This is a genomic window from Phycicoccus elongatus Lp2 (assembly GCF_000367525.1).
GTDB classification, from domain to species: Bacteria; Actinomycetota; Actinomycetes; order Actinomycetales; family Dermatophilaceae; genus Phycicoccus_A; species Phycicoccus_A elongatus.
The window spans coordinates 1915020-1922308 of the sequence record NZ_HF570956.1 but is presented as its reverse complement, the minus strand read 5'-3'; the positions used below and the strand labels follow the sequence as shown (position 1 = coordinate 1922308).

The 7289-nt window shown below is 68.0% G+C and carries 7 protein-coding genes; 1 reads left to right on the top strand and 6 read right to left on the bottom strand.

Features of this window, described 5'->3' with window-relative positions; translation table 11 throughout:
- The 4 genes from BN10_RS18275 to BN10_RS09115 all read right to left on the bottom strand — a co-directional run.
- Window positions 1–208 (bottom strand): SDR family NAD(P)-dependent oxidoreductase (locus tag BN10_RS18275; protein WP_407674663.1); only part of this gene is annotated, 208 nt, incomplete at its 3' end.
- On the bottom strand, window positions 205–1617 hold the full coding sequence (locus BN10_RS09135) for an OmpA family protein (protein ID WP_010850959.1): 1413 nt from the start codon (window positions 1615–1617) through the stop codon (window positions 205–207). The genes BN10_RS09135 and BN10_RS18275, both read right to left, overlap by 4 nt.
- 828 nt (window positions 1618–2445) lie before the next feature.
- Window positions 2446–2847, bottom strand: a complete 402-nt coding sequence (locus BN10_RS09125) for a hypothetical protein (RefSeq protein WP_010850957.1) — start codon at window positions 2845–2847, stop codon at window positions 2446–2448.
- Window positions 2848–3172: 325 nt separating this feature from the next.
- Window positions 3173–3448, bottom strand: a complete 276-nt coding sequence (locus tag BN10_RS09115; RefSeq protein ID WP_010850955.1) for a hypothetical protein — start codon at window positions 3446–3448, stop codon at window positions 3173–3175.
- A gap of 280 nt (window positions 3449–3728) precedes the next feature.
- Between BN10_RS09115 and BN10_RS09105 the strand changes: the two genes are divergently transcribed.
- Window positions 3729–4897 (top strand): IS3 family transposase gene (locus BN10_RS09105; RefSeq protein ID WP_407674655.1). Its coding sequence is split into 2 segments (ribosomal slippage): window positions 3729–3986 and window positions 3989–4897, totalling 1167 coding nucleotides; the frame shifts between segments, so codons are not numbered across the junction.
- A gap of 90 nt (window positions 4898–4987) precedes the next feature.
- Here the strand turns inward: BN10_RS09105 and BN10_RS17340 are convergent.
- Complete coding sequence (locus BN10_RS17340; RefSeq protein WP_010850952.1) at window positions 4988–5929, bottom strand: DnaJ C-terminal domain-containing protein; 942 nt, start codon at window positions 5927–5929, stop codon at window positions 4988–4990.
- Between the two features lie 647 nt (window positions 5930–6576).
- On the bottom strand, window positions 6577–7008 hold the full coding sequence (locus BN10_RS09095) for an Hsp20/alpha crystallin family protein (protein ID WP_040753053.1): 432 nt from the start codon (window positions 7006–7008) through the stop codon (window positions 6577–6579).
- Window positions 7009–7289 lie beyond the last annotated feature (281 nt).

The following is a 7289-nucleotide window of genomic DNA, read 5'->3' as shown; positions in this document are numbered from 1 at the left end:
GGCGGCCGCTGGTCGCGATCCGGGTGTTGATGCCGCCGGGGTGCACGGTGGTGACGCCGATGCCGTCGTCCTCGAGCTCGCCGGCGATCGACTCGGAGAAGCCCCGCAGGCCGAACTTGCCTGTGCAGTAAGCGCTTTGGCCGGGCGGAGCGATGAGCCCGAAGAGGCTGGACGTGTTGATGATGTGGCTGCCGGGCGCCTTCTTCAGGCTGGCGAGCAGGCGGTGACCTCGACTCGCCGGTTGCGTTCCTGGGCGGCCGCGATCGCCTCGGGCGACCCCTCCTCCTTGACCGCCAACTCCGTCTCACCAAAGCCCTGCGCGTCCAGCGTCCAGCCCGCACCGAGCCTGGCGCCAAGGGCTTGCTTGACCGCCTCCGCGCGCTGTTGGGACAAGGTGAGGTTGTATGCCGCCTCACCCTGGCTGTCCGTGTGGCCACCGATGGTCAACCTGCGACACGATTGGTCCTGAAGTGCTTGGACGGCAGCGTTGAGGGAGGCGTCAGCCGCCGGCGTCAGCTCGGCGCTGTCGAGGGCGAACAGGACCGATGTCGCCAGGTCGATGCTCACCTGCTCACCCGAGCTCACCGTGGCCGCAGCGGTCTTGGAGCGGAAGGCGAAGTCGACCAGGTCGGCCGAGCCCTCCGTGCCAGTCCCCGTCGAGGGGACCCCGAAGATGGGCAAACCGTCTGACGGGATGAAGGTCAATGGCTCACCGCCGGGGTCGCCCATGGACAACTCGAGCGCCACCTGCTTGTCCTTTTCGGGCACCTGCCCGGCGACGCACCCCTTCTTGGTGACGATGCCGGCCTTCGAACCTCCACCGAGCACGAAGAGCGAGCGGTAGCAAGTACCCTGCTCGCCGATGACCGGGGGATTGAACACGCCACGCACGAAACGCTCGGTGTCACCGAAGGACTGCAGCCGCACGCGGGCCGTGACCGTGCCACCCTCTCGCGCCGCCGAGTCGACGATCAATCCCTGGCTGACGCCCAGGGCGGTGGCCAGTTGTGGGGTCGGGGCCGGGGCCGAGATCTTGACCCCTGTGAAGGTCCCGACCGGGCTCACGGTGAGGTCGACCCCGGTGAGGTCCTTGGGTGCGCTCACGACCACGGACACCGGGATCGGCTTGCCGTCGAATCCGGGACGAACCGAGCTGCACAGGCACCGGCCCTCGGGGTCACGCACAGGCAGATAAGTCGTCGTGGCGTCCCCCGGCTTGGCCACAGTGACTGCCGAGAAGTCGCCTCCCTTGGCCAGCTCGAGGAAGCCGGGCTCGGCGTCCGTCCCCACCTTGATGGGAGTGGCTGGGGTGAGGACGCCGGAAACGACGACGCGGTCCTCCCCGACGCGCACGATCGAGGTCAGACCGAAGCTCTGGCCCTTGTCGGTCTTGGTTTCGATGATCTGTGGCACAGGTCGCGTCAGCCCATCCAGGTCGTAATCCTTGTTCGGGACCACCGATGGGGACGGCGTCGACGACGATCCTGATGAGGGAGCGCTCGCCGAGGTCGTGCTTGCCTTGGGGTCGGAGTCGCCGGTGCACCCGGTCAGGGCAACACCGGTCACCAACACCGCCATGAGGGCGATCGCGCGGACGGGCTTGGCCAGGGCTGACATGGAGTTCTCCTCGGTGGGGGCAGCGATGGGGGGTCAGGCCCAGTTCCTGCTGAACTCTCACACCCCCAGACGAACGCCCCACGTGGCGTTGTCGTCTTGATGCGAGTCATCAAGACGAGTAAGGACGCTACCTCGAAAACGTGATAGCCGGGGGGTGCACCGCAGGGGCCACTGCAGGCGGAATGACCAGAATGATCCGCTCGCCGCGCACGCACGATCCCCGCAGGAACAATCCGACCTTGCCATCGACCAGGACACACACTGGTCCAGATTTGCTGCGAGCCTCCGCCGTAGCGCTGAACTCTGTTCTGCGCGAAGAACTCTCCAGCACTTGGCGGTTCTGTGTCGTAGCGGTGAAGCGGTGGGCACCGAGTCGGGGCCGGGTGGTGAGGCGGTCAGTTGGCTGTTGTTCTGGGCCGCGAGGCGGCTTGCTTCTCCCTGTGCCGTCATGGTGAAGGAGGAGGCCGGCCGGAGCAGCAGGTCCTCCAGATCGACGGGCGTGACGATCGACCTGACCGAGTTGTCGACCACGGTCCGGTAGGCCTTGACAGCCGCCAAGGCCGAAGCGTCTGCGGCGCTGCGTGTCTCGCCCTCGCGGTCCAGGCCGCGACCCGGGTTGGTGATCATGACCCGTGGCGATAACGAGGAGAACCGCGACCGCGGCCACCATCATCAGTGACGTCTGGCCCGACTCATCGCCGCGCCGGTTGCGTCCCCACACGGTTCTCATTGCCCTGTCCCTGCTGGACGTGCTGGTGCTTCGCCGAACACCGGTCGGGTCGGCCCACTGTGCCGACCGACCCGAGCGACGCTGGTTCGAAGCGACGATCAGCTCAGCTTGTCGAACGCGTCGCCGATCTTTTCCTTGACCAGACCGGAGATGACATCCGTGCTGGCCGCGGCGATGGCCGCAGCGACGAGGGCCGCCACCAGCAGGACGATGCCGGAGTACTCCACCGAGCCCTGGCCCTTCTCGTTCTGGAGACGCTCGAAGGCACCGGTGATGTAGGCGGTGACAAGGGTGTGAGCGGCGATCATCTGGTTCTGGATGGTGTTCATGTGACTGTCCCCCAAGTGGCGTCGTGGTCGCGATGACCTGGTGGCCATCTCGTCCGGGTGAGGACGACGGGCGCGCAGGTAGATGTTGATGACCCACTCGAAGTCGTCGATGCTCATCTCGTCGAAGCGGCCGAACAGGCTGACGCCGGCGTTGTTGACGAGCAGGTCCACCGCCTCATGGGCCCGGCTGAGGTCGGCGACGAGGGCATCGAGCTCCCCCGTCGGCCCAGGTCCACAACATGGCTGTCGATCTTGACCTGGGGCGTTTTCTCCCGGATGGCGGTGGCCGCCGCGGCCAGTCGCTCGGCGTGCCAGTCGACGAGCACCAGGACAGCCGCTCCCTCGGCGGCCAGCTGGTGGGCCATCGCCTCGCCATACCGCTCGCCGCGCCGGTGAGGATGACGGTCGCGTCACGGAAGTCGCGTGCCTGCAGTCCCATGGCGGCACTCCAGATGCGGCTCGGCCCGGGGGCCGGGGTCGCTCTCGGCGGAAAGGTTCAGTCGAGGAACCACGCCGACAGGGCGGTGGTGGACGGTGCGAGCAGCCAGGCGGTGGCCGCGACCGAGACGGCGAGCCTGACGAGGAGGCGACCGCGCCGGCCACGGACCGACCAGTCGCGCAGGAGCCAGCCCGCGGCACAGAAGACCGTGCCCGCCGCGACCAGGGGCGCCAGCACGACCGCGGCCAGGCCGCCGAAGGTGAAGAGGGCGTCGAGGGGCAGACCCTGGTTGCGGGGCCACAGGTCCTTGGGGTCGTGCGCCCCGCCGGCCACCTCGTGGAGGGGGTAGTGGTGGTCGTGTGCGTCGCGGATCCTCAGCTGGTCTGTGGGTCCCCAACCGCCGCCCGCAGCCCCGGTCGCCTCGTGGATTCATCCAGGGCTCGCCCATTTCCGAATTCATGATGCTCGCCGCCTCAGAAGGCGAAAGCCACGACCCAGGTGACATTCTTCCTGACCGAGAGAGTCGGACAGATCCTTGGCCCAAGGGGACTGCTGAAGGTTCGGTTGACACCTGATCTGTGGGGACACCGGTCCCCGCTGGAAGGATGTCGACATGCCTGCAGCACACCCCAAGGAGTTCCGTGATGACGTGGTTGCGGTGGCCCGTCGCGGTGAAGCTCCGATCGCTCAGCTCGCCAAGGACTTCGGGATTTCGGAGTCCTGCCTACGTAACTGGCTTCATCAGGCGGATGTCGAGGACGGCACCCGTCCTGGCGTGACCAAGGCCGAGTCCGAGGAACTGCGTGAGGCACGGAAGAAGATCCGGCTGCTGGAGCAGGAGAACGAGGTCCTGCGTCGTGCCGCGGCCTACCTCTCGCAAGCGAATTTGAGGCTGGGTCAGTCCCCAAAATGACGTACCCGCTGGTCCGTGACCTTGCCGTCGACGGGATCCCCGTGACGGTGACCTGCCGGGTGCTGAAGTTCTCCCCGCAAGCGTTCTATGCCTGGCAGGCCCGCCCGGTCAGCGAGCGGGACCTGGTCGACGCGTACGCCATGAACGCCGCCCACGAGGTCCACGCCGACGATCCAGGGTTCGGATACCGGTTCATCGCCGACGAACTCGCCGCCGCCGGCCACCCGGTCTCCGAGCGGAGGGTGTGGAAGATCTGCTCCCAAGCACAGATCGTGTCCTCGCACGCCCGCGCCCGCGGACGGTGGAAGAAGCCGGGACCACCGGTGCACGACGACCTGGTCGAACGCGACTTCACCGCGACCGGCCCGAACCGGCTGTGGCTCACGGACATCACCGAGCACCCCACGAGCGAGGGCAAGCTGTACCTGTGCGCGGTCAAGGACGTGTGGTCCCGCCGCATCGTGGGCTACTCCATCAGTGACCGGATGCCCTCAGCCCTGGCCGTCGACGCCCTGGAGATGGCCATCGCCCGCCGCGGCCGCGACGACGTCGTCGGATGCGTGGTCCACGCCGACAGGGGCAGCCAATTTCGTTCTCGGCCCTACGTCGCCGCGCTACACCAGCACGGCCTGTCTGGCTCGATGGGCAGGGTGGCCTCGAGCGCGGACAACGCCGCCATGGAGTCCTTCTTCGCGCTCCTTCAGAAGAACGTCCTCAACAGCCGCCGCTGGAACACCCGAGCCGAGCTGCGGCTAGCCATAGTCACCTGGATCGAACGCACCTACCACCGTCGGCGCCGGCAACGCGCCCTAGGCAAGACCACCCCGATCGAGTTTGAGACCATCTACTGGCCGACGAAAGCGGCCTGAACCACCACACCCGCAGTGTCAATCAGACCGTCAGCAGTCCCAAGGGCCGGGGTTTCGAGCGTGCCGGGGTCAGTCCGCGCTCTGGGGAGCTCACGGTCCGGGTGTTGTCGGAGTTCTTGGGTTGAAGTTCGAGGTTGCGGCAAGGCGCTTGAAGAGGTCTCGTTCGGCTGGTGTCAGCCTGGTGGGCACGAGGATGTGAGTGTGGGCGTGCAGGTTCCCGAAGGGTCCGTTCGGGTTGGGGATGCCATGGGCGGGCACGGTGAGGACTCGGCCGGAGCACGTTCCGGGGGGCACGTCGATGCTCACCGGCCCTGCCGGTGTGTCGAGGGTGATGGTGGCGCCGAGTGCGGCTTCCCATGGGGAGAGCGTCAGTTGGACGTGCAGGTCGCGGCCATCAAGCCGGTAGCCCTCGGGCGGCACGAGCCGGACGCGCAGGACGACGGGCGGGGTGTTCCCGCCGCCGCGTGGAGAGATGGTGGGGACCTCGATCCGGTCACCGTCGATCGTGCCGGGTGGGACGACGACGTGAATGCTCTCGCTGCTGTCCTGGCTGGTCACGGTCACGGTCCGCGTGGTGCCCTGGTAGCTCTCCTGCAGTGTCAGCTCGAGCTCGGTCTCATCGTCCCGGGGGGAACGGACGGGCAGGTCGGCGTTGAGGTGGAAGGGCGGAGTCAGGCCTGCGGCTGCCAGCCAGAACGCGTCGTGCGGGATGCGGTCGGGACGGACCCGGGTGGCGGGCCACGGGGGACAGGATCCGCGGGAGTACCCGGCGTCGGAGGGGGGCCCGGCCCGGCGTGGTATGCGGCCGGCGTCGTAGCGGGCGCGGGCCTTCGGATCGGCCAGCACCCGGTAGGCCCTGGTGACCTCGGCGAACCGCGACGCTGCGCCGGGCGTGGTATCGACGTCCGGGTGGTAGTGCCGGGCCAGACGTCGGTAGGCCCGGGCGATCTCGTCGCTGCTGGCGTCTGGGTCGAGGCCGAGAACCCGATATAGGTCGGATCCGGGCTGCTCGCTGTGTCTCGAAGCTGTCATCAGCTGCCTCCGTCGCGTGGGTGGTGCGGACACCGCGGCCACGGGTGCGGTGGCCGGGTCGTCGATATGTCACGGAGTCGAAAGGACTGGCCGGGCCCTCGTCGGGGCCCGGCCAGACGGGATCGGTGCATTGACTGCTGGCGCGGCGCGCCTGGGGGGGGGTACTCCCGCTTGCCCTGGAGGGGCGGCTCGTCACCGTGGGGACGACGAAGGTACGAGATGAATGGCGCGCGGAGCCAGCGGTCGCTCCCATGCTCTAGTTGTCTCGCTGCTCGGTCACCTCCTGAAAGTCAAAGCCTCGACGGCGGCGTCTCGGTCCGGTGCTGGAAACTTGGTCACCCGACGAGGCGGCGAGCGCTGCCGGGCCCACTCGCCGGTTCCGGGACCCCGCGGCCGCTGGCCCGGCCAGCTACGGACGTCCTCGCGCCATCGCTCGTGTCCTGGGGCCGGGCGTGGGCCGACCCAGCAGCGCAGAGGAGGGCGGGTCGGGGGGAAAGTCGGCCATTCCGCGGCGATGATGGCTGCGAACTCCGCAGCGACCAACTCCGGGTCGGAGCAGACCAATGCGATGAACTCCTCCACCCAGGGGGGATCGAGCGGGTTGCCAGAGTGCCGGATCGTGGTCATGGCGACCTCCGAGACGTGCCCTAGGCGTCGATGGCCTGCCGGCCGGATCCAACACTGGAGATCTCGATCTTGCGCGGCTTGGCCTGTTCGGCCACCGGGATCCGCAGCGTGAGCACGCCCGCGTCGTAGCCGGCCTCGATGTGCTCGGTGTCCAGATTGTCGCCCAACACCAGCTGGCGGCTGAAGGTCCCGCGGGCCCGCTCGGCGGCGAGCATCTCCAGGGTGTCGCTTCGCGCCGGACGCTCCGCCCGGACGGTCACCACATTGCGCTCCACGTCGAGTTCGATCGCCTCCGGGGCGATACCCGGCAGGTCGAACTCCACCACGAAGGTATCCCCCTCGCGCCACGCGTCCATCGGCATCGCGCCCGGGTAGGCCAACGTGCCGTTGCCTCGGAACAACTGCTGGGCGAGCCGGTCGAACTCGCGGAACGGATCGGTGCGCATCAGCAACTGAGCCATGGTCGAACACTCCTTCCTGATCCTGTTGAGTGACCACTGACCTATCGCAGTGGCTGTGAATCTCATATAGCGCATCTGGCGCCATGTGTCAAGAGGCAACGTCTAGAACCGTGGGAGCCGTCCGCACACCCGCTCCAGCAGGCTCTCGTAGCCCACGAGCGTCCCCGTCGTCGCCGTCCACAACCACCCCGGGTAGTTGCCCCGGCGAGGGTGCCAGGAGAACTCGCGAACCGGCGATCCGGCAGCGACCGCCGATGCCTCGACAGCGGCGA

Coding starts and splice junctions, on each gene's coding strand:
- BN10_RS09135 (WP_010850959.1), bottom strand. CDS start 1,617: ATGTCAGCCCTGGCCAAGCCCGTCCGCGCGATCGCCCTCATGGCGGTG.
- BN10_RS17340 (WP_010850952.1), bottom strand. CDS start 5,929: ATGACAGCTTCGAGACACAGCGAGCAGCCCGGATCCGACCTATATCGG.